Raw genomic sequence first — 26,943 nt, forward strand, 5'->3', positions numbered from 1 at the left:
GCGAGATCTGGCAGCATCTCGACCAGCTGACAAAGCCGCCGCGCAGCCTGGGGCGACTGGAAGCCTTGGCAGCTCGGCTGTGCGCCATTCAGCAAACGCTCGCTCCGGTGACGCGACCACGGCGGTTGGTGGTTTTTGCCGCCGACCATGGGGTGGTGGCCGAGGGCGTGTCGGCGTGGCCTGCGGAGGTGACCGGGCTAATGGTGGCGAACATTCGCGGCGGCGGAGCGGCTTCGAATGTATTGGCGCGGACGACCGAGACCGAGTTGCGGCTCGTCGATGTCGGCTCGCTCGCCGACCGAGCCGAGTGCGCCGGGGGTGTGATGGCGGATCCCGCGGTTGCTTTTCGCGACGCGAGAATTGGCCCTGGTTCCCACAATCTGCTTCACGAGCCGGCGGTCCGCCCGGAGGAGTTCGCCCGCGCCTTGCAGATCGGCCGGGAGGAAGCGCGGCGGGCCGCTGAGGAGGGAATGGCGGTCGTCGCGTGCGGCGAAATGGGAATCGGCAATACGACGGCGGCCGCTTGCCTGACGATGCTGCTGGCCGGCGTCCCGCTCGAGGATGCGGTGGGCCGAGGGGCTGGCGCCGACGAGGCCGTGCTCGAGCGGAAGCGAGCGGTGGTCGGCGAGGCTGTCGCGCGCGTCCGCCGGGAGCATGCAGCCGGTTCCGAACAGGCGATTGCGGCTCTCGCCGGACTGGAGATTTTGGCCATGGCGGGCTTCTTCCTCGAGGCCCGGGAGGCAGGGCTTACGATCGTGCTCGACGGTTATGTGACGACCGCCGCGGCGCTGATCGCCGAAACGCTCGCTCCGGGGTGCGCCCAGTCGATGCTCGCCTCGCACCGCTCGGTCGAACCGGGACACCGGGGGGCTCTGGAGTTTCTCCAGCTGTCGCCGTTTTTGGAGTGGGAGTTGCGACTCGGTGAGGGGACCGGTGCGCTGCTACTGATGCCGCTCATTGATGCTGCCGCGGCGATCTGCAGCCAGATGCGGACGTTCGCCGAACTGGGGATCGACTCGGAGCCGACCGGATGAGGCACGCCGCATCCGTGGAAAACGCGGGAACAAAGGAGACGGTCGCCGAAAGCGAAGTCGCAGCCGTTCGCCCCGGGATCGAATGGGCCGAGGCGTTGGTGACGGCGGTTCAGTTCCTGACCCGCGTGCCTCTTTCATCCCGGGCGCCCACCGCCGCGGCGCTGCGCCGAGCGCCGCTGTTCTTCCCGTTGGTGGGACTGGCGATCGGCTGCTTCACCGCCAGCGTGTTTTGGCTCGTCGGGCTCGCCTGGCCGGTGTGGGTGGCGGTGTTGGTCGCGTTGGCGGTGGAGCTACGGCTGACCGGCGCCCTGCACGAGGACGGCTTGGCCGATTTCTGTGACGCCTTTGGTGGCGGTTGGGACCGGGAGCAGGTGCTCGGGATCCTCAAAGACAGCCGCATTGGGACCTATGGGACGGCGGGGCTTGTGTGCGGGATGCTGCTGCGGATTGCCGCTTTGGGGAGCATCGTCATTGATCGCGGCGACGACGGCTGGCTCGATGCCGCGTCGGCGCTGGTCGCCAGCGCGGCCGCGGGGCGGTGGATGATCGTGCTGGTCATGGCAGCCATTCCCCCGGTGGCCGAGCGGGAGAGCCTGTCGCGGGATGTGGGAAGCCAAGTGTCATGGCGCGGGTTTGCCGTCAGCGGGTTAGGAGCGCTGCCAGCGATCGCTTGGTTCACCTACCTGATGCCAGCGGCGAGCTTGATTGCGGTGGGGTTGAACGCGGTCGCCCTCCTGATGCTCGGCTCGCTGATTCGCCGCAAACTCGGTGGCGTGACGGGCGATTGCCTCGGTTGCATCGGCTATGTCTCGCAGGTCCTCTGGCTCGTCGCAGCCACAGCGAGGGTCCCATGAACCACGGCTTCAGTCTGGGTGAAGTGATCGACGGTTCGCAGTGGCCGGATGTTTTGGAAGGCATGTTGCTGGTTCGCCATCCGCAGGTCGACTCTGGCGTGCAAGGCCTCTGCTACGGACGCAGCGACGTGCCGCTCAGCCTCGAGGGGGTTGGCCAAAGCCAGCTCCTGGCCGACCGCCTGGCTCGTCTTCCCGTCCGCCGCATCTTTCACAGCGGCCTCCAGCGGACCCGCGTGTTGGCCCAGCGACTTGGAGAGTTGACGGGGATCGAGCCGCGGCCAAGCGAGGCGCTGGTTGAGCGCGATTTCGGCGACTGGGAATTGCAGTCGTGGGAGGAGATCTACCGTCGCGAGGGGGAAGGAATGCTGAGGATGATCAGCGAACCGGAGACCTATCGACCCGGCGGCGGGGAGACGACGTGGGAGCTCGCCGACCGAGTTTGGAATGGGCTTCAGGGGAAGCGAGCAGGGTGCCGGCAAGGTGGAGGGCTGACCGTCGCGGTGACGCACGGAGGACCGATTGCCGCGTACCGGGGACGGCTCGGCGGGCTGCCGGTCGCTGACTGGCCGTCGCTGATTCCCGCCTGTGGAACGCCGGTGTGGATCGAAGTCGAAAAGCCGCTCGCCGGGAGTGCCGTTTGATGTCGCGATTGGTGCTCGTGCTGGGCGGCGTTCGCAGCGGCAAAAGTCGCTTTGGTCAATCGCTGGCCGAACGGCTCGGGGGCGAGGACGTCCTGTTTGTGGCGACGGCCGAAGCGGGGGATGCGGAAATGGGACGCCGCATCGAGCATCATCGCGGCTCGCGGCCTGCCGCCTGGAAAACGCTCGAGCAGCCGCGGGGCACCGGGCGAGCCCTGATGACGCTCGAGCCATCGCCGCCGGTGATTCTGGTCGACTGCCTGACGCTGCTTGTCAGCAACACGCTGTTGGCGTCGGATGGAAATATAGAAGAAGCGGAGCGAAGCGTGACCGAGGAGGTCGAGGCACTGGTCGCTGCCGCGCGGCAGCACGACGCGACAATGATCGTCGTTTCGGGAGAAGTGGGGCAGGGAGTGGTCCCGGACTCGTCGCTCGGTCGAGCCTTTCGCGATTTGCTCGGCTGGGCCAACCAACAGTTCGCTGCCGAGGCAGAGGAAACCTATTGGATGGTGGCCGGAATGGCCGTTGAAGTGAAGTCGCTGGCCACGTCGATCGAAGCGGCTGCGGCAGTGACGAATGGCACTGGAGCGAAGCGGTGAAGAACGAACCGAACTGTCGAGCGGCCGCTGGCGCATCGAATCGCCTTGGGTGGACCGCGTGCGTGCTGGCGGCCCTCACCTGCTGCGGCTCGACGATCGGCTGCGGCGAGTCGCTTCGCGAGGTCCGCGAGACCGGCCACTCGCCAGCCGAGCCTGCGGCGGTTGCCGAGCCCGCGGCGGTTGCTGATCCTGCGGCGCCCGCCGAACCTGCTGCGTTCACTGTCGCGGCGGTTCGCACTGGCTCGGCCGTGACCGTCGTCGATCGTCTTGGACGCCGCCTCGACCTTTCCGCCCTCCCACAGCGGATCGTCTCGCTCTCCCCATCGCTGACCGAAATCCTGTTTGCGATCGGGGCCGGAGATCGTTTGGTCGGCGCGACGCAGCACTGCGATTATCCACCGGCGGCTCAACGGGTGGCTCGCGTCGGGGGCGGGACGCTGGAGAGTCTGAATCAAGAAACGATTCTCGCGCTCGAGCCGGACCTGGTGCTCTGCAAGGGGGACAGCCATGAACCTCTAGTGAGGAACCTGGAGCGGCTCGAAATCCCGGCCCTGGCGCTGGGACCGGAAAACCTCGGCGAGCTCGAGTCGCACACGCGAATGCTGGGGGAATTGACCGGCCAAGCGGAGCAAGCCGAGGCACTGGTCGATTCGATGGAGCGGCGGATTGCGGCGGTCGTCCAGCGGATTCCTTCGGGGGAGTCGCCGACGGTCTTCTATCAGGTTTGGGATGAACCGCTGATGACCGCGGGCCCCGGTTCCTACATCGGCGAGTTGATCGAGTTGGCCGGTGCACGCAATCTGTTTGCAGATGCCGAAATCCGGTATCCGAAGGTCAGTCCCGAAGCGGTGGTTGCAGGGAATCCCGAGGTGATCCTCGCTCCCGAGTCGCACGCCACGCCGGTGACCGTGGAAAGCATCCTGTCGAGGCCGGGCTGGAGTGCGGTACGGGCGGTCCAGGAGAATCGGGTTTACGTGATTGATCGCAACCACATTTCCCGCTGCGGCCCTCGGCTGATCGACGCCCTAGAAGAAATTGTCGACGTGCTCTACTCCGAACACTCCGCGGTGAACGTGCAGGATGGGGCCGTGGAGAGTGCGCGGGACGCTGTGCCGTGAAAGTCGCAACACTCACAACCGTCGGACTCGGAGTGGTGCTGATCGTTACGGTCGTGGTCAGTTTGGCGATCGGAACGGTGGCCGTGCCCGTGCGGGGCATCTTCGAGCTGCTCCTGGGGATGGATTCCCCGTCGCTGAGTTCGACCGAGCAGGTCATTCTGATGCAACTCCGGCTGCCGCGAATTTTTACGGCCTGTGTGGTCGGCGGTGCGTTGGGAGTCGCGGGGGCAGGCTACCAAGGCTTGTTTCGCAACCCGCTGGCCGACCCGTTCGTGATTGGTGCTTCGAGTGGCGCGGGGCTGGGGGTTACGATCGCGATCATCCTGGGACTCCAGTGGACGATTTGGGGAGTCGGAGCGATATCGTTGGCCGCGTTGCTGGGAGCCATCACCGCCGTCGCTGCGGTTTTCGGAATCGCGACGGCGGGACGGCGGGTACCGACGCTTTCGTTGCTGCTTGCGGGAGTTGCCTTGAGCAGCCTGATCAGCGCGATCATGTCACTGCTGATGTTTATCAACGATGAAAAGTTGGTCGCGATCTTCGGCTGGTTGATGGGCAGCCTGTCGGGCAAGAGCTGGTCGGTGGTGTGGACCGCTGGCGGGCTTGCTGGGAGCGGGATTGTCGTCCTGTGGGGGCTCTCTCGGGCCCTGGATGCATTGACGTTTGGAGAGGAGACCGCGGCCTCGCTGGGGCTGAGCCTCAAGGGGTTGCGATTCCTGGTGGTCCTCGCGGCGAGCACGGCAACCGCTGCGGCCGTTGCCGCCGCCGGGGTGATCGGATTCGTGGGGCTGATCGCGCCGCACATTGCCCGCTCGTTGGTGGGAGCCCGTCACGTGCATGTGATCCCCGCCAGCGCCCTGGTGGGCGCGATCTTATTGCTCGTCGCCGACGATGTGGCAAGGACGGTCGTCGCACCGGCGGAGCTTCCCGTCGGGGTGGTGACGGCGCTTCTTGGCGGCCCGTTTTTTCTGTACCTACTCAAAACCCGCCAAGAAGAGTTCGTGGCGCAAACATGAGTGTCCTGCAAGCTCAAGGCATAACCTGCGGGTACGCCGATCGCACCGTCCTCGACCGGGTTTCCCTGGAACTGCATCCTGGCGAAGTGGCAATCTTGCTCGGTGCCAATGGCGCGGGGAAAACAACTTTGCTGCGAGCGCTCTCCCGTCGGCTCGAGCCTCGGGCCGGCCAGGTATTGCTGGACCGCCAGGAGCTCTCGGGGTTCGGCAATCAGCAGTTGGCTCGCCAGATCGCCTTGATGCCGCAAAACGAACGCCGCGACTGGCCACTGTCGGTCGTCGACGCCGTTTCACTCGGCCGAGCGCCTCACCGGGGTTGGATGCTCCCGATGACTTCGCGAGACCGCCTGACGGTCGAACGGGCGTTGGAGCTGACATGCCTGCGCGAGCTCCGAGACCGGCCGATCACCGAGCTCTCCGGCGGCGAGTGGCGGCGGATGGTGCTGGCCCGGGCGATTGCGCAGGAAGCGAAGATCTTGCTTCTGGACGAGCCCACTGCGGGGCTCGACGTGCGGTACCAAGTCGAGATGTTGGCGCTGGTCAAGCGAATGGCAGCCGAGCAAAAGATGGTAATTATGCTCACCTTGCATGATCTCAATCACGCGTCGCTATATGGCGATCATTTGATCTTGCTCCACGACGGCCAGATTGTCGCTACGGGAAAACCGGCAGACGTGTTGCATGCGGAGCGGATTGAAGCAGCGTTCGGTATCCGAGTGATGGTAATTCCGCATCCGGTCTATGAGACGCCGCTCGTCGTTCCCCTCGACCCCATGGATCAGGAGCCGGTCGCGGATCGGGCGGACGAAAGCTAAATGGACGGGTCCTCACAGAGCCTCGCCTTGGTGGTCGCCCTCCTGATCGATCTCGTCTTTTGTGAGCTGCCCAATCGATGGCACCCGGTTGCCTGGATGGGACGCTCAATTGCAGCTTGGCGTCGTCTAACAAAAACCTCAGGAATCGCTGCGCCGCTTATTGCCGGCTCGCTTCTCGTGGCCTGTGGGGGAGCGTTCTGGTGGGCCGTGGGTTGGCAGACCGAATCGCTGAGCAGCGGTTTGCCGTTTCTGGCCACAGCCGTTGTGCAAGGAATCGTGCTCAAGCAAACCTTTAGCGTTCGCTCGCTGGCGCGGGCGGCCGGTGGCGTCAAAGTTGCGCTTCAGAGCAGAAATCTTCCAGCGGCTCGTGCGGAACTGTCGTATCACTTGGTGAGTCGCGACGTTTCGACGTTGAATGAGTCGCAGATTGCAGCGGCAACGATTGAGTCGGTGGCGGAGAATGCAAGCGATTCTGTCGTGGCTCCCCTTTTCTTTTTCGTCGTTGCTGGGCTGCCTGCTGCGCTTGCTTATCGCTTCGTAAATACTTGCGATGCGATGCTGGGCTACCGCACGGAGGAACTCGAGTGGTACGGAAAGGCGGCTGCCCGGCTCGATGATCTTCTCAACTTCGTTCCGGCCCGACTGACCGCTGGCATGATTTTGATTGTGGGCGGGCGCCGCAATCGGCGGCCTTTCACCGGGGTTCGGGTATGGCTGCGAGATTGTCGTTCGACCGCCAGTCCTAACGCAGGCCATCCAATGAGCGCCGCGGCTGGGGCTCTGGGAGTCGAGCTGGAGAAGGTCGGACAATATTGCTTAGGTGCGGGCCAACCTCGGCCTGGGGCGGCCGATATCGGTCGCGCGGTGCGGATGCTGTGGAGCGTGATGGTGCTTGCCACCTTCCTGGCCCTCGGTATCTCCGCACTCACTGGGCTGCTCGATAAGGTAGGGATCTAGTGTCGCAAAGAAGCTGTCAGTCTGCTGGTCATGAGGTCGGCGACCCGATCAAAGAGGCCGTGCATGGTGCCATCGATTTAGAGGAGATGCGGAGCCGGGGAATCGATCCGGAACAGATCTTGGATTTCAGCACCAACGTGCAGCCGTTCGGGCCATCGCCAAGGGTGCGAGAAGCGGTCTGCAGCGCGGAGCTTGCACGCTATCCCGATCGGGAATGCCTGCGTCTGCGGGAGGCGATCGCCGAACTCGAAGGGGTTGCCATCGAACGAATTTTAGTTGGCAACGGGAGTAGCGAGTTGCTGCAGTTGCTTGCGCTCGCCCTTCTCCGCCCCGGTCGTCGAGCCTTGATTTTGGGGCCGACTTACACCGAGTATGCGAGAGCCTCGCAATTGGCCGGAGCGAGCGTCGAGGTAATTCGAGCCGCGGCCGATGCCAATTTCGCCATCCCGGTTGAGCGATTCGCGGGCACCCTGCAGGATCGGGCACCGGACGTGGCCTTTCTCTGCAACCCCAATAATCCCACTGGCCAGCTGGTCAGCCGACAGCAGATTCTGGACTGGGTTGTCCGGTTTCCGCGCGTCTATTTCGTCGTCGACGAATCGTACTTCGATTTCGCCGAAGCGGCCACGTCGGTGGCGGCTGCCGAATATGGCAACCTGATCGTGCTAAAATCGATGACGAAATCTTACGCGCTTGCCGGTTTGCGGTTGGGGTACGCGATTGCAAATCGAGAGGTAATTCAAAGTCTCTGTCGCAGACGAGTGCCGTGGAGCGTCAGTGCTCCGGCACAGGCAGCCGGCGTGGCGGCAATCTTCGATCGCGACTATCACCATGCCTCGCTAACTCGGCTCCGCGAAGCCAAGCGGGTCTTGATTGAGAGGCTCGAGGATCAGCGGTGGGCTCCACTTCCGACCGCGGCCAATTTTTTTCTTCTCCCGGTCGGCGATGCGACAAGCTTCCGCGAGCGTCTTCTCGCAGAGCAGATTCTGGTGCGCGACTGTTGCTCCTTCGGAATTTCCGATCACATTCGCATTGGAGTCCGCAGCATGGAGGACAACGCTCGCTTGCTAGCCGCGCTGCCGCGATTGCGATAAACGAACGAAGTCCCAGAGAAGGGCCTGCCGCGGAGCCTTGTCTGGGGCTGGGGCTGTCGAGAACAGCAGCCAGCCCCCGCCACGGAGTTGTTAGATCTCGTCGTCTTCGCCAAAGACGTGATCGACGTCTTCGCGGGTGTAGAATTGGATTCCTTCCAGCCGGCCACCGCGGGCCGCTGCCACCTCCGCAATCTTCGCCGCAGTCTCTGCGAGCTCGGCTTCATTGTTCCGCCCTGCTACGAAGACGCACAGTCCAAACTCGCCCTCTTCGTCCGGCTCATCGTAGACGTCGTAGTCACTGAAACCGTGGGAGGTGAGATCGTCGGCGAGGGTCTGCATCGAATCCAGCGATGGGGTCCCCAGGAGGAACGCCCAGGGCAGCTCCTCATTTTCCTCGATCCCACAATCGGACATGTTTCGCAGTCGCCAACCGGCTTCGTCGGGCGGGATCCAACCGAAGAGTTCCTCCTCATCGATCGGCTCGTAGCAAGTCACTCCCTCGTAGACGAGAGCGCGTTCAGCGGCGATCGCTTGGAGCCTTCCAGCAATGGCCTTGACCTCGTCTGCGGTCAAAGCCGCCCGCTGAACGATGCACAGCGCCGGTGGACCCGAGGAGCTGTTTCCCTCGGCGTCAACTTCTTCCACCGTCTCTTGAATGTGGACGATAAATTCGTCCTCAAGATCCTGGGCAACCTGTTGGAGCAATTCCAAATCTTCCCCGCGAAGCGCGAAGACCCACTCCTTCTCGTCGCCGAGCTCGTGCCCGAGGTTGTTCTTCAGGTGATCGAAAAGCGAATCGACATCCAGGCTCAGGTCTGTCTCTTCGGACATACGTTCGGCTCTGCACAGGGGGGGCGACGAGGAGACAGAGGGAGAGCGGATGGGGTGGGATTCGAACCCACGGTACGCGTAAACGTACGGCGGTTTTCAAGACCGCTGCCTTCGACCACTCGGCCACCCATCCGTTGCTGTTGGCGCCGGGGCTCCCGCGATCAAGGGGAACGGCGTTGGGCGGCAATTTAGCATCGCCAGGGCGGAACGGAAACCGCCTGGCCGAGGCAAAGCCACCGTACGTCCGCGTCTCGTCGCGGCCATTCGCTCGGAAGGAGCGGAGAAGATCAGGCTGGAAAGCCGGAGGTACTTACCGGTCTTCGTGGCCTCGCGGGCCTGCCCGTTTTCCGGCTGGGGTGCCTCCGGCGGCGCCGCCCGAGCGACCCGACTCGGGTTCGTGCTCGTCGACGTTGTCGCCGCTGGTGTCGTAGACGCCCGAGTTCATCGCATTGGTGAGCTCACCCTCGTCGACTCCGCCGTCACCGGCGTTGGTTCCCGCGAGCCCCCCCGAGGCGAGTCCACCGCCGGGTGTTCCCGCAGCGTTGGGGCCGCCGGCAGCATCGTCCACGTTCGTTTCGCCTGGCAGCAGTTCATCGGAGCGAAGTCCGGCGCGGCGGCGCGGTTCGTCGTCTTCGGCGTTGGGGAAGTATGTGGGCATGGGTGCCCTCCTTCGATTGGTAGCAAGTCGGCGGAAGCGCAGGGCGGCAAGGAGACGCGGCCTGCACGCCCGAAGGATCGGTTGGCTCAGCGGCTTGGAGGCTCAGCGGCCCGGCTCCATGTTTTTCCGCTCGCGGTATTCTTCCTCGGGAACGGAAATCCAGATCAGATCGGGATTATCCGAAGCGATTGCCTCGGCTTCGGCGATCGAGAGGCCGTGGGCTTCAGGATCGATCGAGTCGCTCTTCTTGTTCAGCCTCAGGCCTTCTTTCTCGGCGTATTCGATCGCATCAAAACCGGTCAGTTTCATCGCATGGGGCTCCTGTGCGGATCCTTAGCTGCGCTTGTTTGCGCAACGAATGCAGTAGGGGGTATAGGGAATCGCCCGCAGGCGCTCCTGGGAAATCGAGCCCCCGCAGTCGGTGCAGACGCCGTAGGTGCCGGCGTCGAGGCGGTGCAGCGCGTCTTGAATTTGCAGGAGCATTTCGCGTTCGGTCTCGATCACGTTGATGTCCGCGTCGAGTTGATCCGGCGCAAGGTCGCTCATGTGCACCGGGACGCTCGAGAGGTTGGTGGAGGTATCGAGCTCCGCACGGACCGCTTCGACGACCCGCTCGACTTCGCCGCTCAGCCGGTCCCGCATGTCGCGCAGCTGGCTGCGAAACTGCTCCAACTTGTCGGGCGAAATCGTCTGCTTACTGGGCATTGCCGCTGCCTCGGGTTCAAGGATTGGCAGAGAGTCGCAACGCGACTACTCGTTCGCTAACGCCCCTGCACATTTGCAAACCTCGGGCCAATCCTTAAGCAGCCAAGACCTGCTGCCGAGAGCGGTGCCGGTGAGGCGTAGGCTCTGTCACAAAACCCGTAACGGAACCCTCCCGGGGGGAGGGTAATGTCAAAAGGAAGCTTACTGACAGAGCCTGGAATAGCAGAAGAGGAGTCGCCCCTGACGGGATCATCCACTGCAGGGAATTCCTGGCGGCCAAGTTGTGGGCGGCCAAGTTGTGGGCGGCCCATCAAAAAAGGCCACTCGCTCCGCTGGAGATGCGGGGCGAGTGGCCTTGATGGAGCGGTGGAGACGAGTCCTCCGGGAAGGTCGTCAAAGTGGGCGATGCTGGACTCGAACCAGTGACCTCCGCGGTGTGAACACGGCGCTCTAACCAACTGAGCTAATCGCCCTCGAACTGCCCCGGAGCATAGCGTCGGGGCTCTCGGGGAGCAAGCCGTCTGCGAGGTCCGCACACGGCTGCTCCGGATACCTTAGCCGTGGGCTTCGGTGGAGGAATTCTCCGAAATTGCTGCGGCGCTCGCGCGGCTCGCCGGAGGCACGAATTTGGGAGCGGTCGTCTCGGCGTAGTGCTCCTCTTCCTCCGGTTCGGCTACCTGCGGCTTCTCCGGGGGCTTGTTGAAGTCCGCGACCCGCACCTGGTCCTGAAACTCGTTCAAGCCTTTCCGCAGTTCGCGGTAGCTGCCCCCGAGGGAGCGGGCGACATCGGGTAACTTGCTGCCGAAGAGGAGGATCGCGACCACCCCCACGACCATTAACTCAACGGGACTGAGACCAAACATCGATCGACCAGGTTCTGAAAGAAATGGGACGGGAGGATTCCGCTCAGACCTTCGATTCGGTCCGTGACTCGGAAACTTCGTCGTCGTCGGTCGACTCGTGCATGCCCCGCTTGAACTCGTTGGCACTGCGGCCCAAATTCCGCATCAAGCTGGGCAGTTTGGCACCGCCGAAGAGGAGGAGGGCGATGAAGAGGAAAATCATCATCTCCGGAAGGCCGGGCATTCCAATTCCAACGATGTGCATCGACATCTCGGGCATCGACATCTCTATGGCTCTCACGTACAGACGGGTTCAATTGACCCCTGCGTCGTACGGCGAAAGCAGGCAGTCGACCCGCCAAGCAAGGGCGGAACACTGCCGGAACCGGCGCGGTCGGGGCTGAAAAATTTTCAACTGCCTCCATTCTATTCGTTGCCGCTGCGGTGTCAAAGCCAGTCGCCGCGGGCCGCTGCGTTCGCTCTTGTTTCGGCCCGCCCGCGGCGTCTATATCTCCGCTCGGAACGGGAGTTTTCTTTTCTTCAGGGGGCCATCGGTGCGGAGATCCGTGCGAAACTGCCGCTGGCTGCCGCTCGCAGCCCGGTTGCCGCTCGTCGCCCCGCAATCCGCTAGGTTGGCGCTCGGGCTGCTCGCGGTGGTCCTCACAGCCACCGCTGCTCCGGTACAAGCCGGCGGCAGTGAGGCAATCGGCAGCGAGGCAGTCGGCAGCGAGGCCGGCGGCGATCCCTTGGTCGCCGGGCTGGCGCTGCTCAGCGAAGGGCGATACGCCGAGGCGGCCGAAGCCCTCGCGGCACTGGTCGCCGAGCAGGAGCAGCGAGCAGACGCCGGGGCGGCCGATGATGAACGCTCGATCCGCGCCCTGATCGGCGCCGGACAATCGCTGCGACACTTGGGAAAGCAGGCCGAGGCGCTCGAGTTTTTTGAAGCCGCCATCACCCGCCACACGGCTACACCGCCAAATGGTGGGGGCCAGCCGGATGGTGTGGGCCAGCCAAATGGTATGAGCCGGCCGGGTGGGGTGGGGCGAGCCAACCCGCCAGGTGCCGCAGCCGGGGGGCCGCTCGATCCGCTGCGGTTAGCGGCTGCCGACTGTGCGTTTCGCACCGGAGCATTCGAGGTCGCCGCAGCGCACTGTGCCGCGGTGCTAGCTTCGACCGATCAGCCGTCGCTGCGAGCCGCTGCCGAACGGCTCGCGGTGCGGGTTAAGAATGAGCAGGGGCAGTGCCGAGAAGCGTGGGAGCGACTCGAAGTGCTGTGCCGCCCGCCGGAGGTCGATCGCGCGGCTTGGGCCGACGTGGCGCTGGCCATTGGGCTGCGGGCGCTCACCCAGCGGGAGCCCCAGACGGCGGCCGACGCCTGCCGCTGGTTCTTGGATCACGCTCCGGCCGATGCGGGGCGTGAAGTCGCGGTCCTCGGAGTCGCCTGGGCGGCGGCACAAGGAGCGGAGAGTCACGCCCGCGCCGCGGAGCTGCTGCTCGAATTTGTCGCGGAGTTTCCCGGCAGCCCAAACGTTCCGCGAGCGCTACTGGTCGCCGCCGGTTGCCTCCGCCGTTCCGATCAGCCTGCGGAGGCGAGCGAGGTTCTGCAGCGGTTGCTCGCCGAGCATCCGCAGAGCAGCGAAGCGGCCGCTGCAATCGCTCAGCTCGCCGAGTGGTCGCCAGGGGCACCCCTGAGCGAGGCGGCGCTGGAAACGATTCGCCAGCAGCTCGACCGTGGCGAGGCGATTGCGGACGCGGTGCTGGTCGAAGCCATTGCCGCTTCGGCTGGAGGAAATCATCCGGAGTTGTGGCAGGCGGCGACCGATGCGCTGCTGGAGAGGCCGAGCAGCCGCGGCAAAGTCGAGCAGGTGCTCGCCGTGCTCGGCGAACGAGGGAAGCCTGCCGACGCCGAACGATTGGCGGCGATGATTTTGGGAGGAGCCGCGGACGATGCGGTCGAGCCGGCCTTCGAACAAGCCGCTCGCTGGGCTGCGGTCCACGGCCGCTGGTCGATGCTGGCGCTGGCGGCGGAATACATGGACGCTGGCACGGGCAGTGACGCCAGCGGTAGCGAGATGGGCGGCAGCGAAATGCGTGGGAGTCGGGCGGCGGAGGAAGACGCTCGCTGGGAACGCTTCAGTCCGCTCAGCCTGCGGTTGTTGGCCGAAGGGCTGGTGCAAGTTGGCCGCAGCCGAAAAGCGCGTCCGCTGCTGGACCGGTTGGTCGAAGTGCATCAGGTCAGCGATTTTGACGTGTTCGTCCGCCGGGCCGAGATCGCCCTGGCGAGCGACCCGCGAGCCGACGCCCGCGCCGCGGTCGAACAGGCAATTGCTGCGGTCTCCACGCCCGGGGAGCAGACCCTTGCCGACATTCTGCAGGCTCAGTTGCTCATCCGCGAAGCCCGGATGGATGAAGCTCGGGTGCTGCTCGAAGGGATCGTTCGGGACGGCGAAACGAGCGCTGAGATCAAAGCTCGAGCCCAGTGGCTGATGGGCGAAACGCATTTTTTGCAGCGGCGGTATCGCGAAGCGGTCGAAGCGTATCGGGTGGTGGAAACGTTCAACGGCGAGGGAGCTTGGACTGCCGCGGCGCTTGTGCAGGCCGGAAAAGCTTTTGAGCAATTGGGGCGGCCTCGCGATGCCGCGATCTGCTATAGCGGACTGCTGCGACGGTTTGGCGACTCTCCGCATGCCGCAGCCGCTCGCGACCGTTTGGCGGCTATCGGTCGTTCGACCGAACTGCGGTAGATCATGGGTCAGGGAAGATGAAGCAATCCAGTTCACATCGACGTCTCGGGGCATTCCTGCTCGCCGGCGTAGCCCTTGCGGTCGGCGCCGACCGCGCTGCGCGGAGCCAGTCGCCGGTGACCGGTGGCTCGACTCCGCCCTCCTTGGCTCAAGGCCAGTACCCGCAGGGCCAGTTCGCTCAGGGTCAATTCCCGCAGAATCAATTCCCGCAGAATCAGTTCGCTCCGGGAGGGCGAGCGGGAGCTGCCCCAGGCGGTTCGGCAGCCTATGGCAATGGAGCGGGCAATCCGCAGTACTACACGGCGAGCAACGCCTCGGCAGCGGCGGGCGGCTCCGGATCCAACGCTGCGGGTGCCAACGGCACGATGATTCCACCGGCCGATTTTGCGGCCGAGGGAGAGGCCACCGGATCCGCGGCAGGCGAAGCGGCTGGGGAGACCGGAACGCTGGGGTCGATCGGAGCCCGGCTCCGCAGCGGTGGCCCGTTGATGATCCCGCTGGCGATTTGCTCGCTCGTCGTGATGGCGCTGGCGGTCGAGCGGCTGGTCGTGCTCCGTCGTGGGCGGGTGATCCCCCGGCCCTTCGTGCGGCGGTTTACCGAGTGCGTGCAGGATGGCCAGCTGAGCTACGAAGAGGCGCTCGAGATCTGCGACGAATTCGAATGCCCGGTAGCGGAAGTGTTTCATGCCACCGTCAAACGCTGGGGGCGGCCGACGGTCGAAGTCGAGCAAGCGGTGCTGGACGCCGGGGAACGCGTCGCCGATGGACTGCGGCGATACCTGCGGCTGTTTCACGCGATCAGCAATGTCGCACCGCTGCTCGGTTTGCTCGGCACCGTGCTGGGCATGATCCAGGCCTTCGAGACGCTCAGTTCCACCGGCGGCGGGTCGCCGTCCGAGATGTTGGCCGCCGGAATCAGTCAAGCGCTGATCACGACCGCTGCGGGGCTGAGCGTGGCGATCCCCGCCTACCTGGCCTACATCTATTTTTCGGCCCGCGCCGATCGCTACCTCGTCGAGATCGATGCGATCTGCCAGCAGGTGGTCGATTCGATCAGCGCCGAGGGTTTGCAATCGGGGTCGGGGCGAGCGGCTAGCAAGCGAACCAAGAAAGCGGCCTGAGCGATGGCACTTCGACAACCCCGCAGCGAAGACCCGGCGATCAATCTGACGCCGATGATCGACGTTGTATTCTTGCTGGTCATCTTTTTCATGGTCGGCACGAAGTTCAGCGAGCAGGAAGGACGAATCCCGGTGAATCTGCCGGGCGTCGGTCAGCCCCAGTCGATGGTCCGCGGTCCCGATAAGCGCGTCGTCGAGGTCACCCGTGACGGCGCGGTCTTCCTCGATGGCCAACCGATCAGCCATGAGCAATTGCGGAGCGAGCTGCAGCGGGCCCGCGCGGCCTATCCCGATCTGGGCGTGGTCGTCCGCGGCGACGCTGCCGGAACGCTCGACAGTTATGCCCAGGTGCTGAGCATCTGCAGCAATTCGGGAATCGAGCGACTGGATGTGGCCGTCCAGTCGCTGCGGTGACGCGTGCGGGGAATCGCTCTTGAGAGCCGAGCTACTGTTCAGTGCGTTGCCGGGGGATCGGTCGCTGCTCGCCGTCGGCGAACTGTGGAGCGATCCGCGGCTGGCCTGGGGCGTGGCGGTCTTAGCCGTGCTGATGCTCGCTGGGACCTGGTTGCTCGCTCGGCGGCGGCGCGGCAAACGCAACGCGGCGGCGATCTTCTGCGCGGTCGTCTCGATCGGCCTGCACGGGTTGCTGATTTGGTTGCTGCCGCTGGCCCTCCGCTCCGGAGGAGGCCCCGTGAGCCCGTCGACTCCAGAGCCCGGAGAGCCAACCACGATCCGCATCTCCGCCTTTTCCGAAACCGCATTGACCGAGGCCGCGGCGAGGGACACGGAGGCGGATGCGTCGGAATCCGAAGCGGTTGCCGGGCGTCCCTTACCAGTCGCCTCGAGCTGGCTCGACCAGACCTTCGCCGCGCTTTCGGTAGACTCGCCGCAACCCACGGAGCAAAAGTCTGAGGAAGCAGAGTCGAACAGTCCGGCTCCCGAAGAGCGAGACCAGCAAGAGCAGGCCCCAGCAGAATCAACGGCCGACGAGCCGCTGGAGATCCCCGACCTCCCGGCAGTCGATGCGGCGGTGTTGGCTGACGAGCGGTCCGCGGCGGGCGTCGATCAAGTCCTGACCGAGTTGCTGGCTCTGTACGCTGCCGATGCGGCACCGGCCGAACGGGTGGCCGATCCGGTGCCTGCCCCGCCCGCGGAGTCGCCCGCATCCCCGCCCGCGGAGTCGCTGAGCGAATCAGCCGCGGAGCCACCGAGCGAATCAGCCGCGGAGTCGCCGATGGCCGGGGGGGACGGAGTCTCGGCTACGGAAGTGGAGCCGGCTGCGACGGGTGGGCCGCGGGGGCGAGTCCTCGGCGAGCTGCCCGGTGAGTTTGCCACCCGGCAGGGAGCCGCGCGGCAGGAGGCGCTGCTGCGGACTGGTGGGGACGAGCGAACCGAGGCTGCGGTGGCGGCGGGACTGCGCTGGTTGGCTGGCTCGCAGCGCGGCGACGGTGCCTGGGATCCGCGGCAGAGCGATGCGGGGATTGAACGATCGCCGCTGGGCCACTATCGCGGTGGGGCCGGGGCGCGGGCGACGACCGGCCTGACCGGCTTGGCCCTGCTCAGCATGCTCGGTTCTGGGCAAACGCATCAGCAGGGGCCGCACGCCGATTCGGTCCGGCGGGGGCTGCAGTATTTGCTGAGCGTGCAGAAGCCTGACGGAGCGCTTTCGGGCGAGGCGACGGTCTACGAGCGAACCTACTGCCACGGCATGGCTGCCCTGGCGATGGGAGAAGCGGCGGCGATGAGTGGGGATGCCGTGGCGACCGACAGCATCCGCTCGGCCGCAGGGTTCACCCTTCGCGCCCAGCATCCGGTGACGGGCGGTTGGCGGTATGTCCCGGGCGACCCGGGCGACCTCAGCCAACTCGGCTGGCAGGTGATGGCGCTGGCCAGCGGGCGGGCGGCGGGCGTTCCGGTTCCCGAGGCGGCGATCGCGCGAACGCAAACGTTCCTCCGCAGCGTCCGCGGCGGGCGGACCGGCGGGCTCGCGTCGTACAAGCCGGGGGAAGCACCGACGCGGACGATGACCGCCGAGGCGCTGGCCACGCGGTTGCTGATCGGCGAAGCGGTTCCGCAGGCGGAGATCGAGGAAGCCGAGGCGTATTTGCTCGAACAACTCCCGGGGAACGGCCAGGACAATTACTACTACTGGTACTACGCTTCGTTGGCCCTGCATCAGTTGCAGGACGACGCGTGGCGGCAGTGGAATGCGGCGATGAAAGCTCGGCTCCTCGAGACGCAGTTGCCCGATGGCAGTTGGTCGACCGCGACGGTCTGGGGAGGCAACGGGGGGAAGGTTTACACGACCGCCATGGCCTGTCTCTGCCTGGAGGTCTACTACCGTCACCTGAGCGATGGCCGGCGGGGCGTGGTCGCCCAGGGGGACGGCGAAGGGTCGCGTCGCCGCTAAAGGGGGCCGCCAGCGGCGAGCCCGGTTCGCGGCGGCGAATCCTTAATCGGGCGGGATGGCTTTACAGGCGATGCCGGGGAGGCCACACTCTGGGGTCACCCAGTCAACATCTTCAGCGCGGCGGCACTCCGGTCGAGTGGCGTCGCGTTCTTCTTATGCGCCGGAACGATCCCAGGGTGGATCGTCGCGCGCGACCACGAGCCTGCAGAACGGAGCCCCGCAAGCGATGACTGATTCGGTACCGATGTCCCGCGAAGGGTACAACAAGATCAAAGCCGAGATCGAGCGGTTGGATACGGTGGAGATGCCGGAGATCGTGCGGAAGCTGGCCGAAGCCCGCTCCGAGGGGGATCTCAAGGAGAACGCTGAGTACCACGCTCAGCGGGAAAACCAGGGCCTGCTGCAAGCGAAAATCAACGAGCTGAAGGGCAAGTTGGCGCGGGCCAGCATCGTCGACATCTCTCAGTTGCCCAAGGACGAAGTCGTCTTCGGATCGACGGTGACGGTCAAGGATCTGGAGTACGGCGACGAGGAAGAGTTCACGTTGGTCGGTGCCGGCGAGGATGACTACAACGCCGGCAAGCTGCTCTGCACCAGTCCGATCGGTCAGGGATTGCTGACGAAGAAAGTCGGCGACATCGCCGAGATCGATGCTCCGGCCGGTAAGATGCGGTTCGAGATTCTGAAGATCGAGTTTCGTTAGGAGAGCGGTGGCTTGAGTGGTTCCGATGTCGAAGCCGATCACGATCCCGAGCTTGATCGGGGAACGAGTCCAGCGGTGGATGAAGGGCCGGGATGCTTTCCGGCAGTCATCGCCGCGGGGGCCTTGCTGTTGATGCTGTTCTTCATTGGCTGTGGGATCAGCACCTACTTTCTCTTCCAGCAACGGACCGAGTTGGCGATCCGCACGCTCCGCAGCGACGTGATCCCCGAGGTCCAGCAAAGCAGTCTGCCGCCCGAAGAGAAAGCGGAGATCGTGGAGTTGCTCGAGCAGGTCGTGGTGGATGGGGAATCGGGCCAGCTCGAAAATTGGCAGGCCTCGGGGATCATGGAGCGGCTCGTCCGCTCGCCGATTCTCGAGTGGGGCAATCTGACGGCCGTCGAAGGCATGGTCGAACATTCGACGGAGCTCAGCGAGGAGGAGCGGCAGCACGCCCAGCGGCAATTCTCGCGGCTCAAGCGGGCGGTGGAACAGAACGAGGCCTCGGCGGTCGATATCCTCGACGTGCTGCTCCCGGTGCTGAGCGAGGCGGAGCGAGGCGAGCGGCGAAAGTTGGAGCGCGATGTCGACGCCGCACAGCTCCGCGAAGTGATCCACCGCGCCGAGATGGTCGCCGATCGGGGCCAAATCCCCGACCAGGATTACGAAGTCCAGCTCTCAGAGATCATCCGTCGCGAACTCCAAGCCGGCCGCGAAGAGGGCGGTCTGTAAGATCGTCGCTGGCTGACCCCGGATGATTCATCAGCCGCCGGGCGCTAGCCCCCGGTTCCCGAAAACGCCGCGAGAACCAGACGCTAGCGCGGATGATTCATCAGCCGCCGGGCGCTAGCCCCCGGTTCCCCAGGACCCGTGAGAACCGGACGCTAGCGCGTGGCGGCTGATACCTCGAAGCGAAAGGCGCCTATGGCGGCCGACTATGGCTTGAGGCCGAGGCGGGTGGTGAGGAATTGGAGGGCCGCCTGGCGGGTGGCCGGGTTGAGGTAAGCGAGCATGTGTCCGGCCCCGTCGAGGGCCAGGTACTCGCTCGTGACTCCGCAGGCGAGTTGTGCTTCGTACAAGATGCGGCTGCTGGCCTCCGGCACGATCAAGTCGCTGGTGCCGTGGACGAACAGCACCGGAACGTCGCCGCTCGAGGCATGCGCCGCGGGCGAGGCAGCGCGGTAGATCTCGGGCAGTTCACGCCGCGTACCGCCCAGAAAGTACGAGATCGCCGTATTGTCGATCGGCAGCGTGCGGAATTCACACGGGGCTCCGCCGCCGACGATCGCACAGATTCGCGGGATCGCTTTCCACCGCGGATCGTCGGCTTCCCAGCGAGTCGTAGGGGCGACATCCGCCCACTCGGCGTCGCTCAACGTCCCGATCATGCAGACCAAATGGGCTCCGGCCGAATAGCCGAACATCCCCACGCGGTTCGTGTCGATTCCGTACGTCTCGGCATTTTGCCCGATCCAGGCGAGCGCCGCGCGGACGTCGTCGACCTGGGCTGGAAATTTATGCGTGGGGGCATGGCGATAGTTGATCGTGACGGCGACCATGCCCGCTTCGGCGAAAGCTCGCGCGTAACCCGCGGTCGTCCACTTGTCCCCCGAGGCCCAGCCGCCGCCATGGACCAGCAGCACCGCCGGCCGCTTTGGTACCGCGTCGGCTTGCCGCTCCGCGCTGGGAATCGCTCTGGCGGAACTCTCCTCCGGAGCCGCCGGGCGATAGATGTCGCAGTGCAGCGGCTCGCCATCGGGGCGGGCAAACTCCACGTCCGCATCGACCACCAGGGGACGCTGCGGCGGGGTCTCCTCGGCCGAGGTGTCGCGGGTCGCAGGGAGAGCCTCCTCAGCGACTGCCGGTGAGCTGATGCCAACGAGCGCGGCGAGGGCGAGTGAGAGTGCCAGGGATCCTTGGCTCCAGGGCATCGAAATCGTCTCCATCCAATTCGCGGGAGTACCTGTCCTGCCGTCTATCCGCTGTCCATCCTATAATAGGCCGATCACCCTGCAGCGAGGCCCTCGAGCAGCCAGATTGTCATGAACGACGCAGAAAGCATCCCATTCAGTTCCGTCACCGAAGCGGTCGAAGCGATCGCTCGTGGTGAAGTGATCATCGTGGTCGATGCGGAGGATCGGGAGAACGAGGGGGACTTCGTTTGCGCCGCCGAAAAAGCGACCCCGGAAAACATCAACTTCATGCTGTCCGGACGTGGTCAGTTGTGTGCGCCGGTCCTGCCCGAGGCGGGACATCGGCTCGATTTGGTGCCGCTGGTGGCCCACAATGAGGCCCCGCTTCAGACCGCTTTTGTGACGCCGGTCGACCACGCCGGTTGCAAAACGGGAATCACCGCGGCTGAGCGAAGCGAGACGATTCGGCGGTTGGCCAACCCGACCAGCCGCAGCGAAGACTTCGTCCGCCCCGGGCACGTTTATCCGCTGATCGCGATGGAAGGTGGAGTGCTGCGGCGAGCCGGACACACCGAAGCCTCGGTCGACTTGGCCCGCATGGCGGGGCTCAAGCCGGCCGGGGTGCTGTGTGAGATTTTGGACGAGACGGGCGACCGGGCGGGCCGCCAGACGCTCTCCGAATTGGCGGTCCAACACAACCTGAAGATGATCAGCATCGAGCAGCTGATTGCCCATCGCCGCACGAGCGAGAAGTTGGTCAGCCGGGCGGCCGAGGCCGAGCTGCCGACCAAGTACGGCGCGTTCAAGATCATCGTCTACTCGGTGCAGTTCGAAGCCCAGCAACCGGTCGCGCTCGTCTACGGTGACTTGAGCGGTGGGGGTGATTTGAGCGGTGGGGGTGACTTGAGCGGTGGGGGGGATCTGAACGGCGAGAACGGTTCAGGGGAATCGGCGGCCGACAGCGAAGTGCCGGCGCCGCTGGTCCGGATGCACAGCAGTTGCTTCACCGGCGATCTGGTCGCGTCGCTCCGCTGCGACTGTGGCGACCAGTTGCACATGGCGCTGCAGATGATCGCCGACGCGGGCCGCGGGGTGTTGGTCTACTTGCCCCAGGAAGGCCGCGGGATCGGGCTCGCCCAAAAGATTCGAGCCTACGCGCTGCAGGACGAGGGGCTCGACACGGTCGAAGCGAATCACGCCCTCGGGTTTAAAGCGGACATGCGGGACTACGGCATCGGTCTGCAGATCCTCAAGGACCTCGGACTGAGCCAGGTTCGCTTGCTGACGAATAACCCTAAGAAGACCGAAGCGTTCAATCTCCGCGGCTTCGATCTGCAGGTGGTCGATCAGGTTCCGATCATTCCTCCGCCGAACGTCCACAACGCCAAGTATCTGCAGACGAAGCGGGAGAAGATGGGGCATCAGTTGCCGTTTGAGTGAGTTTTTGGGAACCGTGGGCTAGCGCCCGGCGGCTGATTTTCTGAACCCCGACCGTCCTCAAACCCCTCTCCAAGATGCCTGACGCCTCGCTCCAGCCCTGGATTCCCCGTCGCGCCGCGGTGATCGGTATCGGTTTGCTCGGAGGGTCGGTGGCGCTGGCGCTGCGGCGAGTTTTTCCGGACCTGGAAATCGTCGGTTGCGCCCGCCGTTCGGCGACGCTCGAGATGGCGCTGCGGACCGGAGCGGCCACCGAGATTACGGCCGACCCCCAAGCCGCTTGCCGCGGGGCGGACTTGATCGTCATTTCGACCCCGGTGACTTCGATTGCCGCTCAGGTAATTGCGGCGGCTGAAGTGTGTAGCGACGAGGCGCTAATCACCGACGTCGGTAGCACTAAAGAGCAGATCGTCCGCCAGGTCGAGTCGAACGCCCGCGCCGCGGCCCGGTTTGTCGGCTCGCATCCGATTGCCGGAGGCGAAAAGACGGGACCGCAGCACGCCCGCGCCGATTTATTCGTCGGCCGCCGCGTCGTCGTGACGCCGACCGCCGTGACCCCCGAGCGGCAGTTCGAGCGGGCTCGGCAGTTGTGGCAAGCCTGCGGCGCCGAGGTGCTGCGGATGAGTCCCGCGGAGCACGACAAATTTCTTGCCGCGACGAGCCATCTCCCACACTTGGTAGCTGCCGCTTTGGTCTCCATAATTCCTCCCGAGGCGCTGCCCTTGGTCGGCTCCGGGTGGCGCGACGCGACGCGGATCGCCGCCGGTTGTCCCGAGATGTGGACGGCGATCTGCCGCGAGAACGCCGCGGCCATCGAAGCCCAATTGCGGCAGATGACCGCTGCTCTCGAGTCGCTGGCCACCGCGATCGGGGCAAACAACTTTGCCGCCGTGGAACATTCGCTGCGGCAGGCGAGCGAGATTCGTCAGTCGGTGGAGAGCGGCCGAGCGGACGCCAGCCGCCCCAAGAACGAAAGTCACCCAGCAGGCGAGAGCAGCCCAGCAGGCGAGAGCAGCCCAGCGAACGAAAGTCGCCCAGCAGGCGAAAGTCGCCCAGCAGGCGAGAGTCGCCCCGAGGACCAGCGCCAGCACGCTGCACCCCAGCACGCTGCCGATTCGCGCCGCGAGAACGCCTCAAAACGTTGATTCACCCCCTTCACTTCCAACTCTTCCCGGCCCACGCACACATGCCCCTTTGGCAGATAGACATCCATCCGGCTCCCGGCCAACCCGACCGTGACAGCCACCGAATCGCGGAGGAAATCCACGAGCTCGGCTTGGCCGACGCACTGAATCTGCGGTTTGCCCGAGGTTTCCTCGTCCAGGGCGATTTGGATCGCGCCGAAGCCGATGCGCTGGCCGGTTCGCTGTTGGCCGATGCCGTCACCGAGCGGGCGGTCGTCGCCCCGGTCGGCGATCCGGCGCTGTCGCGGCATCCCGAGGGGAATGGCTCGGCCGGCGGGACGGTGGTCCATGTGATGCCCAAGCCGGGGGTGATGGATCCGGTCGCGAACAGCTCGGAGTCGGCGGCGCGGGATGCAGGGTTTTCGGTCGCCAGCGTCCGCACGCTTCGCAAATACTGGCTGCCGGAACTGGAGTCGGAGCGGCTCGAAGCGATATGCCGCCGTGCGTTGTCGAACGATTCGGTCGAGCAAGTCGTCGTCGGCCCGCTGCACCTGGACCACCTCGGAGCGGGCACGCCATACGATTTCCAGCGAGTCATCATCCCGATTCGCCAGTGCGATGACGCGGCGCTGGAGCGGATGAGCCGCGAACGGCAGCTGTATTTGACGCTGGTCGAGATGCAGACGATCCGTCAGTACTTTACCGATCTCGGCCGCGATCCCTCGGACATCGAGCTCGAGTCGGTCGCCCAGACCTGGAGCGAGCACTGCAGCCACAAGACGCTCGCCGGGCGGATCGACTACCGCGGTCCGGGAGCCGATGGCGAACCCGAAGCGGATCGTCGGCACTACGACAACATGCTCAAGGAGACGATCTTCGCCGCGACGCAAGAAATCCGCCGCCGCTTAGGGGACGACGACTGGTGCGTCAGCGTCTTTTCGGACAACGCGGGCGTGGTCCGCTTCGACGACGAATTCAACGTCTGCTTCAAAGTCGAAACGCACAATCACCCTTCGGCGCTGGAGCCCTACGGCGGAGCGAACACGGGGATTGGGGGCGTGATCCGCGACCCGCTCGGCACGGGGCTCGGTGCCAAACCGGTCTGCAACACCGACGTGTTCTGCTTCGCACCGCCCGACACACCTGCCGACTCGTTGCCTCCCGGCGTGCTGCATCCTCGCCGCGTGATCAAGGGGGTCGTAGCGGGCGTCCGCGATTACGGCAACCGAATGGGGATCCCGACGGTCAACGGAGCGGTCTACTTCGATCGCCGCTACTTGGGGAACCCGCTGGTCTACTGCGGCAACGTCGGGATCATGCCTCGCGACAAATGTTTCGGGGCTGCGCAAGCAGGCGATGCGATTGTCGCGCTCGGCGGGCGGACCGGTCGCGACGGGATCCACGGGGCGACCTTTTCGTCGGCCGAACTGACCAGCGAGAGCGAAAGCCTCTCGGGCGGAGCGGTGCAGATCGGCAACGCAATCCAGGAGAAGATGGTCCTGGACGTGCTCCTGCAGGCCCGCGACGAAGATCTCTACAGCGCGGTCACCGACTGTGGTGCCGGTGGATTTTCGAGTGCCGTTGGTGAGATGGGCGAGAAGATCGGCGCCGAAGTGTGGCTCGAACGCTGTCCGCTGAAGTACGAGGGGCTGAGCTACACCGAGATCTGGATCAGCGAAGCTCAGGAGCGGATGGTCTTGAGTGTGCCGCCGGAAAAATGGGAGCGGCTGCGGCAGTTGTGCGAAGGGGAAGGGGTGGAGGTCACGCAGATCGGCCGCTTCGTTCCCACGGGCCGATTGCAGCTGACCTACCACGGCGAGACCGTCGGCGACATTGCTATGGAGTTTCTCCACGATGGTCGGCCCCCGGTGATTCGCGAGGCGGTCTACCATCCGGCCCCGCTCGAACCGCTGACGCCACCGCAGCTGAGCCGCGAGGAAGCGGGTGAGACGCTTCGCAAAATCCTCGGTTCGCTGAACGTGGCCAGCAAGCACTGGGTGATTCGCCAGTACGACCACGAAGTCCAAGGGGGCAGCGCGATCAAGCCGCTGGTCGGTCCCGAGTGCGACGGTCCGGGGGACGCCGCGGTCGTGCGGCCGCGGCGAGACAGCCATCGCGGGTTGGTGATCTCCAACGGGATGAATCCGCACTACGGCGACTTCGACACCTATCACATGGCGGCCAGCGCGATTGACGAAGCAATGCGAAACGCGGTCGCCGTCGGTGCCGATCCGTCGCGGATTGCGATCCTCGATAACTTCTGCTGGGGCTACACCGACCGGGCCGAAACGCTCGGCTCGCTCGTGCGTGCGGCGATCGCTTGCCAGGATCAAGCCCTCGCCTTGGGCACCCCGTTCATCAGCGGCAAGGACAGCTTGAACAACGAGTTCAGCTACACCGATGCCGACGGCCAGAAGCAGACGATCGCGATTCCGCCGAGTCTGTTGATCAGCGCGATGGGGCAGGTCGACGACGTGCGGCAGTGCGTGACGATGGACGCGAAAGCAGTGGGCAACCGGATTTATCTGGTCGGAGCGACCCGCGATGAACTCGGCGGTTCGCACTTCTCGCTGGTCCGCGAGCTGTGCGGCGGTCAGGTGCCGCGGGTCGATCTGCAGGTCTCGCGGCCCACCTTCGCCGCGGTGCACCAAGCGATCATGCAGGGAACGGTCCGGGCTTGCCACGATCTGAGCGAAGGGGGACTCGCGGTGGCTGCCGCCGAGATGGCTTTCGCCGGCGGCTTGGGGCTGGAGCTGGATCTTTCCCGAGTGGTCTCGGAACAACTCGCCGATACGGCTGCTCCGGAAACCATCGCTCTGTTCAGCGAATCGAATTCGAGGTTCTTAGTCGAGGTTCCCGAAGCGAAGGCCGCCGCGTTCGAGTCGCTGCTCGCGGAGGTTCCCTGCGTCCAGCTTGGAACAGTGATCGAGGAACCGGTGCTCCGCATCCGCAGTGGCGGTGAGGAGCGAATCGTCGAACCGCTGGCGGAGCTGAAAGACGTCTGGCAGCGTCCGCTCGATTGGTGAGGTCGATGCGGAGTCCGGAGTGCTGAGTACTGAGTTACGATAGCTACAGTCCGGATGCCGACCGGCGGAGTACGTCAACCCTGAGCTTTTTGAGTCGCCGTGATCAGTACCGCCCATCTTCGCACATTGACGGTTGTGGTCTCTCGTGGTCAGTCGCGAGCGCCCGAGAAACGCGCGCTCGAAGCGGCTCTCGTCGAAGTGGCGGAAAAGTTGGCCGACCGACAGGCGGTTCGCGTGCTGTCGATTCCGCACCTGTACGATCTGCCTCCGGGGGGCGAGACGGTCGCACGGCTGCGGGAGATTTCGGGCGACATTGTGTTCCTCTCCTGGGTCTATCCCCGGGCTGCCCGCTGGGTGCTCGACCGGGCCGGGATTCGCGGCCAATTCGGACGGGTGGAGTTGGTCGAAGGGGACGGCGAGGGAGACGAGGAGGCGGCTGCAGGAGAGAATCCGCTCGCCGCTGCGGCGCTCGCTGACGATGCGTCCACTGACGAAACACCCGAGCGGGTGCTCGACACCCTTTCGCTGCCCGACCGCAAGATCTACTGCATCGATCTACGCGTGGCCGAGGATGCGGCTGCCTATGCCGACGAGTTGCGGCGGATTCTTTCCGAGGGGGGTGAAGGAACCCTCGAAGCATTCACCGAAAGCGGCGGGAGCGAGCTGAGATTCTCGGCGGCCGACGATCTGGCTCCGCCGGACGTGATCGAGCCGCTGCGAATTGAAGAAGGAACGACCCGTCGCTGGTATCCGGTGATCGACTTCAGCCGCTGTACGAACTGCATGGAGTGCATCGACTTCTGTCTGTTCGGCGTCTACGGGATCAACGACGCGGAAACGATTCTGGTCGAACAGCCCGACAACTGCCGCAAGGGCTGTCCTGCCTGCAGCCGCGTTTGTCCGGAAAACGCAATCATCTTTCCGCAGCACAAAACCCCAGCGATCGCCGGCGCGGAGACCGACGACGGGACGGGGCTGAAAATCGATCTGTCGTTGCTGTTCGGGGCTCCCGAGAAGGACGAAGACCCGATTGCCGCCGCGGCTCGGGAGCGGGACGAACAGCTGTTGTTAGCCGGCCGAGCCGCAGTGGGAATGGAGGTAGGCATTCCCAAGCGGCGACTGGAAAAGCGGACCGGTCCCAAAGACGATCTCGATCAATTGATCGACCAGCTCGACGGATTCGACCTGTAGCGGGCGGTGCGAGGCTCCGGTTCCCTCTCCCCCGCGGCTTGGCTGCGAACGAAAGTTCCGCAGCCAAGCCGTGGGGGAGAGGGCTAGGGTGAGGGGGCCGTAGCCGGCCGCTTAGA

At 65.0% G+C, this 26,943-nt stretch carries 26 protein-coding genes and 2 tRNA genes; 19 read left to right on the forward strand and 9 right to left on the reverse strand.

Annotated elements, in window-relative coordinates:
• The first annotated feature begins 5 nt into the window (after positions 1-5).
• From cobT to cobD, 9 genes are read left to right on the forward strand one after another with little or no spacing between them, the layout of a single operon-like run.
• Positions 6-1,034, forward strand: coding sequence for a nicotinate-nucleotide--dimethylbenzimidazole phosphoribosyltransferase (cobT, locus tag GNK13_RS10490; protein WP_261345405.1), 1,029 nt, complete (start codon positions 6-8; stop codon positions 1,032-1,034).
• Complete coding sequence (cobS, locus tag GNK13_RS10495; protein ID WP_164102475.1) at positions 1,031-1,888, forward strand: adenosylcobinamide-GDP ribazoletransferase; 858 nt, start codon at positions 1,031-1,033, stop codon at positions 1,886-1,888. Before cobT ends, cobS begins: the two co-directional genes overlap by 4 nt.
• On the forward strand, positions 1,885-2,529 hold the full coding sequence (locus tag GNK13_RS10500; RefSeq protein WP_164102476.1) for a histidine phosphatase family protein: 645 nt from the start codon (positions 1,885-1,887) through the stop codon (positions 2,527-2,529). The genes cobS and GNK13_RS10500 overlap by 4 nt, the downstream gene beginning before the upstream one ends.
• Complete coding sequence (gene cobU, locus GNK13_RS10505) at positions 2,529-3,125, forward strand: bifunctional adenosylcobinamide kinase/adenosylcobinamide-phosphate guanylyltransferase (protein WP_164102477.1); 597 nt, start codon at positions 2,529-2,531, stop codon at positions 3,123-3,125. Before GNK13_RS10500 ends, cobU begins: the two co-directional genes overlap by 1 nt.
• Entirely contained in the window at positions 3,122-4,243 is a 1,122-nt protein-coding gene (locus tag GNK13_RS10510) for an ABC transporter substrate-binding protein (RefSeq protein ID WP_164102478.1), read from the forward strand. Before cobU ends, GNK13_RS10510 begins: the two co-directional genes overlap by 4 nt.
• Positions 4,240-5,259: a FecCD family ABC transporter permease gene (locus GNK13_RS10515; protein WP_164102479.1), complete on the forward strand. Its 1,020-nt coding sequence runs from the start codon at positions 4,240-4,242 to the stop codon at positions 5,257-5,259. The genes GNK13_RS10510 and GNK13_RS10515 overlap by 4 nt, the downstream gene beginning before the upstream one ends.
• On the forward strand, positions 5,256-6,074 hold the full coding sequence (locus GNK13_RS10520) for an ABC transporter ATP-binding protein (RefSeq protein WP_164102480.1): 819 nt from the start codon (positions 5,256-5,258) through the stop codon (positions 6,072-6,074). The genes GNK13_RS10515 and GNK13_RS10520 overlap by 4 nt, the downstream gene beginning before the upstream one ends.
• Positions 6,075-7,031 carry an adenosylcobinamide-phosphate synthase CbiB gene (gene cbiB, locus GNK13_RS10525; RefSeq protein ID WP_164102481.1) on the forward strand — a complete coding sequence of 319 codons (957 nt, stop codon included), beginning with the start codon at positions 6,075-6,077 and terminating at the stop codon, positions 7,029-7,031. It abuts the gene before it with no gap.
• Positions 7,031-8,125 (forward strand): threonine-phosphate decarboxylase CobD, encoded by a 1,095-nt coding sequence (gene cobD, locus GNK13_RS10530; RefSeq protein ID WP_164102482.1) that lies wholly within the window; start codon positions 7,031-7,033, stop codon positions 8,123-8,125. Before cbiB ends, cobD begins: the two co-directional genes overlap by 1 nt.
• Before the next feature lie 90 nt (positions 8,126-8,215).
• Here the strand turns inward: cobD and GNK13_RS10535 are convergent, their stop codons facing one another.
• From GNK13_RS10535 to tatA, 8 genes are all read right to left on the reverse strand, one after another.
• Entirely contained in the window at positions 8,216-8,956 is a 741-nt protein-coding gene (locus GNK13_RS10535; protein WP_164102483.1) for a ribonuclease E inhibitor RraB, read from the reverse strand.
• A gap of 46 nt (positions 8,957-9,002) precedes the next feature.
• A tRNA-Ser gene (locus tag GNK13_RS10540) sits at positions 9,003-9,089 on the reverse strand.
• A gap of 177 nt (positions 9,090-9,266) precedes the next feature.
• Positions 9,267-9,614, reverse strand: coding sequence for a hypothetical protein (locus GNK13_RS10545; RefSeq protein ID WP_164102484.1), 348 nt, complete (start codon positions 9,612-9,614; stop codon positions 9,267-9,269).
• Between the two features lie 102 nt (positions 9,615-9,716).
• Entirely contained in the window at positions 9,717-9,923 is a 207-nt protein-coding gene (locus GNK13_RS10550; RefSeq protein ID WP_164102485.1) for a hypothetical protein, read from the reverse strand.
• A gap of 24 nt (positions 9,924-9,947) precedes the next feature.
• Positions 9,948-10,319, reverse strand: coding sequence for a TraR/DksA family transcriptional regulator (locus GNK13_RS10555; RefSeq protein ID WP_164102486.1), 372 nt, complete (start codon positions 10,317-10,319; stop codon positions 9,948-9,950).
• Positions 10,320-10,718: 399 nt separating this feature from the next.
• Positions 10,719-10,792: transfer RNA gene (locus tag GNK13_RS10560), tRNA-Val, on the reverse strand.
• Between the two features lie 81 nt (positions 10,793-10,873).
• Positions 10,874-11,182 (reverse strand): Sec-independent protein translocase subunit TatA/TatB, encoded by a 309-nt coding sequence (locus GNK13_RS10565; protein ID WP_164102487.1) that lies wholly within the window; start codon positions 11,180-11,182, stop codon positions 10,874-10,876.
• Between the two features lie 43 nt (positions 11,183-11,225).
• Entirely contained in the window at positions 11,226-11,447 is a 222-nt protein-coding gene (tatA, locus tag GNK13_RS10570; RefSeq protein ID WP_164102488.1) for a twin-arginine translocase TatA/TatE family subunit, read from the reverse strand.
• A gap of 280 nt (positions 11,448-11,727) precedes the next feature.
• On the opposite strand from tatA, the gene GNK13_RS10575 reads away from it, so the two are divergent.
• From GNK13_RS10575 to GNK13_RS10600, 6 genes are all read left to right on the forward strand, one after another.
• The gene (locus GNK13_RS10575; RefSeq protein WP_164102489.1) at positions 11,728-13,905 is read left to right on the forward strand and encodes a tetratricopeptide repeat protein; all 2,178 of its coding nucleotides are present in this window, start codon (positions 11,728-11,730) and stop codon (positions 13,903-13,905) included.
• Positions 13,906-13,922: 17 nt separating this feature from the next.
• A complete protein-coding gene (locus GNK13_RS10580; RefSeq protein ID WP_235935034.1) occupies positions 13,923-15,026 on the forward strand; it encodes a MotA/TolQ/ExbB proton channel family protein in 1,104 nt (367 codons plus the stop codon).
• Positions 15,027-15,029: 3 nt separating this feature from the next.
• On the forward strand, positions 15,030-15,440 hold the full coding sequence (locus GNK13_RS10585; protein ID WP_164102490.1) for an ExbD/TolR family protein: 411 nt from the start codon (positions 15,030-15,032) through the stop codon (positions 15,438-15,440).
• Positions 15,441-15,459: 19 nt separating this feature from the next.
• Positions 15,460-17,436: a squalene--hopene cyclase gene (locus GNK13_RS10590; protein WP_235935035.1), complete on the forward strand. Its 1,977-nt coding sequence runs from the start codon at positions 15,460-15,462 to the stop codon at positions 17,434-17,436.
• A 226-nt stretch (positions 17,437-17,662) separates the two neighbouring features.
• Complete coding sequence (gene greA / locus GNK13_RS10595) at positions 17,663-18,139, forward strand: transcription elongation factor GreA (protein ID WP_164102491.1); 477 nt, start codon at positions 17,663-17,665, stop codon at positions 18,137-18,139.
• A gap of 12 nt (positions 18,140-18,151) precedes the next feature.
• Entirely contained in the window at positions 18,152-18,868 is a 717-nt protein-coding gene (locus GNK13_RS10600; RefSeq protein WP_164102492.1) for a hypothetical protein, read from the forward strand.
• 203 nt (positions 18,869-19,071) lie between these two features.
• On the opposite strand, the gene GNK13_RS10605 is transcribed toward GNK13_RS10600, so the two are convergent.
• The gene (locus GNK13_RS10605; RefSeq protein ID WP_164102493.1) at positions 19,072-20,067 is read right to left on the reverse strand and encodes an alpha/beta hydrolase; all 996 of its coding nucleotides are present in this window, start codon (positions 20,065-20,067) and stop codon (positions 19,072-19,074) included.
• Positions 20,068-20,178: 111 nt separating this feature from the next.
• On the opposite strand from GNK13_RS10605, the gene ribA reads away from it, so the two are divergent.
• The 4 genes from ribA to GNK13_RS10625 all read left to right on the forward strand — a co-directional run bounded on the left by ribA (position 20,179) and on the right by GNK13_RS10625 (position 26,827).
• Positions 20,179-21,489 carry a GTP cyclohydrolase II gene (gene ribA / locus GNK13_RS10610; RefSeq protein ID WP_164102494.1) on the forward strand — a complete coding sequence of 437 codons (1,311 nt, stop codon included), beginning with the start codon at positions 20,179-20,181 and terminating at the stop codon, positions 21,487-21,489.
• 74 nt (positions 21,490-21,563) lie between these two features.
• The gene (locus GNK13_RS10615) at positions 21,564-22,631 is read left to right on the forward strand and encodes a prephenate dehydrogenase (protein WP_164102495.1); all 1,068 of its coding nucleotides are present in this window, start codon (positions 21,564-21,566) and stop codon (positions 22,629-22,631) included.
• Between the two features lie 41 nt (positions 22,632-22,672).
• The gene (gene purL, locus GNK13_RS10620) at positions 22,673-25,636 is read left to right on the forward strand and encodes a phosphoribosylformylglycinamidine synthase subunit PurL (protein ID WP_164102496.1); all 2,964 of its coding nucleotides are present in this window, start codon (positions 22,673-22,675) and stop codon (positions 25,634-25,636) included.
• Positions 25,637-25,771: 135 nt separating this feature from the next.
• Positions 25,772-26,827, forward strand: a complete 1,056-nt coding sequence (locus GNK13_RS10625; RefSeq protein WP_235935036.1) for an ATP-binding protein — start codon at positions 25,772-25,774, stop codon at positions 26,825-26,827.
• The last annotated feature ends 116 nt before the right edge of the window (positions 26,828-26,943 follow it).

Origin of the sequence: Candidatus Laterigemmans baculatus (assembly GCF_010367455.1) — a bacterium.
In the GTDB taxonomy this organism is placed as follows: domain Bacteria; phylum Planctomycetota; class Planctomycetia; order Pirellulales; family Pirellulaceae; genus Laterigemmans; species Laterigemmans baculatus.

Bases quoted from the DNA above. Each gene is read 5' to 3' on its own strand.
- cobS (WP_164102475.1), top strand. From the start codon at position 1,031: ATGAGGCACGCCGCATCCGTGGAAAACGCGGGAACAAAGGAGACGGTC.
- GNK13_RS10500 (WP_164102476.1), top strand. From the start codon at position 1,885: ATGAACCACGGCTTCAGTCTGGGTGAAGTGATCGACGGTTCGCAGTGG.
- cobU (WP_164102477.1), top strand. From the start codon at position 2,529: ATGTCGCGATTGGTGCTCGTGCTGGGCGGCGTTCGCAGCGGCAAAAGT.
- GNK13_RS10520 (WP_164102480.1), top strand. From the start codon at position 5,256: ATGAGTGTCCTGCAAGCTCAAGGCATAACCTGCGGGTACGCCGATCGC.
- cbiB (WP_164102481.1), top strand. From the start codon at position 6,075: ATGGACGGGTCCTCACAGAGCCTCGCCTTGGTGGTCGCCCTCCTGATC.
- GNK13_RS10535 (WP_164102483.1), bottom strand. From the start codon at position 8,956: ATGTCCGAAGAGACAGACCTGAGCCTGGATGTCGATTCGCTTTTCGAT.
- GNK13_RS10545 (WP_164102484.1), bottom strand. From the start codon at position 9,614: ATGCCCACATACTTCCCCAACGCCGAAGACGACGAACCGCGCCGCCGC.
- GNK13_RS10550 (WP_164102485.1), bottom strand. From the start codon at position 9,923: ATGAAACTGACCGGTTTTGATGCGATCGAATACGCCGAGAAAGAAGGC.
- GNK13_RS10555 (WP_164102486.1), bottom strand. From the start codon at position 10,319: ATGCCCAGTAAGCAGACGATTTCGCCCGACAAGTTGGAGCAGTTTCGC.
- GNK13_RS10565 (WP_164102487.1), bottom strand. From the start codon at position 11,182: ATGTTTGGTCTCAGTCCCGTTGAGTTAATGGTCGTGGGGGTGGTCGCG.
- tatA (WP_164102488.1), bottom strand. From the start codon at position 11,447: ATGTCGATGCCCGAGATGTCGATGCACATCGTTGGAATTGGAATGCCC.
- GNK13_RS10580 (WP_235935034.1), top strand. From the start codon at position 13,923: ATGAAGCAATCCAGTTCACATCGACGTCTCGGGGCATTCCTGCTCGCC.
- GNK13_RS10585 (WP_164102490.1), top strand. From the start codon at position 15,030: ATGGCACTTCGACAACCCCGCAGCGAAGACCCGGCGATCAATCTGACG.
- greA (WP_164102491.1), top strand. From the start codon at position 17,663: ATGACTGATTCGGTACCGATGTCCCGCGAAGGGTACAACAAGATCAAA.
- GNK13_RS10605 (WP_164102493.1), bottom strand. From the start codon at position 20,067: ATGCCCTGGAGCCAAGGATCCCTGGCACTCTCACTCGCCCTCGCCGCG.
- ribA (WP_164102494.1), top strand. From the start codon at position 20,179: ATGAACGACGCAGAAAGCATCCCATTCAGTTCCGTCACCGAAGCGGTC.
- GNK13_RS10615 (WP_164102495.1), top strand. From the start codon at position 21,564: ATGCCTGACGCCTCGCTCCAGCCCTGGATTCCCCGTCGCGCCGCGGTG.
- purL (WP_164102496.1), top strand. From the start codon at position 22,673: ATGCCCCTTTGGCAGATAGACATCCATCCGGCTCCCGGCCAACCCGAC.